Annotated in this window: 1 protein-coding gene; it reads left to right on the top strand. The window is 60.2% G+C overall.

All coding sequences use genetic code 11. The features are described from left to right. Positions 1-1258, top strand: a 1258-nt coding sequence (locus AACY45_RS27040) for an immunoglobulin-like domain-containing protein (protein ID WP_339548489.1), incomplete at both ends; no start/stop codon positions are given.

The following is a 1258-nucleotide window of genomic DNA, read 5'->3' as shown; positions in this document are numbered from 1 at the left end:
ACCCCGGCCAACGACGTGTATGTCAACGGCAGCACCGTTAGCACAACGATCACGGGCACAACCGGCGGCAACTTCGAGAACCTGGTGCCAGACACCACGCCAGCCGTTACCACCATCAGCGACTCGCCTGATGCCACTGGCCTGACCTTGACCGCCACGGGCGGTATCACCGAAGGCGGCCAGATCACTTACACCGCTACCCTGACCAATCCGGCCGGCACGCCGATGACTGTGACCTTGAGCAATGGCTCGGTCATCGTTATCGAAGCGGGTAAAACCACCGGTACCGTGCTGGTCGATACCCCGGCCAACGACGTGTACGTCAATGGCAGCACCGTTAGCACGACCATTACGGGCACCACTGGCGGCAACTTCGAGAACCTGGTGCCAGACACCACGCCAGCCGTTACCACCATCAGCGACTCGCCTGATGCCACTGGCCTGACCTTGACCGCCACGGGCGGTATCACCGAAGGCGGCCAGATCACTTACACCGCTACCCTGACCAATCCGGCCGGCACGCCGATGACTGTGACCTTGAGCAATGGCTCGGTCATTGTTATCGAAGCGGGTAAAACCACCGGTACCGTGCTGGTCGATACCCCGGCCAACGACGTGTACGTCAATGGCAGCACCGTTAGCACGACTATTACCGGGACTACTGGCGGCAACTTCGAGAACCTGGTGCCGAGCACTTCTCCGGCCGTTACCGCTATCTCCGATAGCATCGACACCGTTACCGTCACCATCGAAAGCAATGGCGACGTACTGGAAAACGCTGCACCGAAGTTCACCGTCAAGGTCGATCAGGAACTGAAACAAGACCTGACCGTGACTCTGAGCAACGGCGACACCGTCGTCATCAAGGCCGGCACCACCAGCGTGCCGTACGAGTTGGCCGCACAAGGCGATGACGTCTACAAAGACGGTCAAGTCGTGGAAGTTGGCATCGACAACGCCACCGTTGACGGCAAGTCCTTCGAGAACCTGGTCCTCGGCGACAAAGCCCAAGTGACCATCGGCGACACCCTTTCTGAAGTGGTCGCCACTCTGTCTGTGGATAAAACCACCGTCACCGAAGGCGGCTCCGTCACCTACACCGTGACCCTGACCAACGCTGCTGGCTTGCCAATGAGCAACCACGGCGAGCTGACCTTCAAGCTTTCCGACGGCACCACCATCACCGTTCCGGCCAACAGCACCACTGGCACGGCAACCGTGGTCACCAGCAATGACATCTTCACCGGCGGCCAGCCGG

This window comes from Pseudomonas sp. RA_35y_Pfl2_P32, assembly GCF_963970735.1.
Taxonomy (GTDB): domain Bacteria; phylum Pseudomonadota; class Gammaproteobacteria; order Pseudomonadales; family Pseudomonadaceae; genus Aquipseudomonas.
Note: the sequence above shows the minus strand (reverse complement) of the source record. Positions and strands in the feature narration are given on the sequence as shown.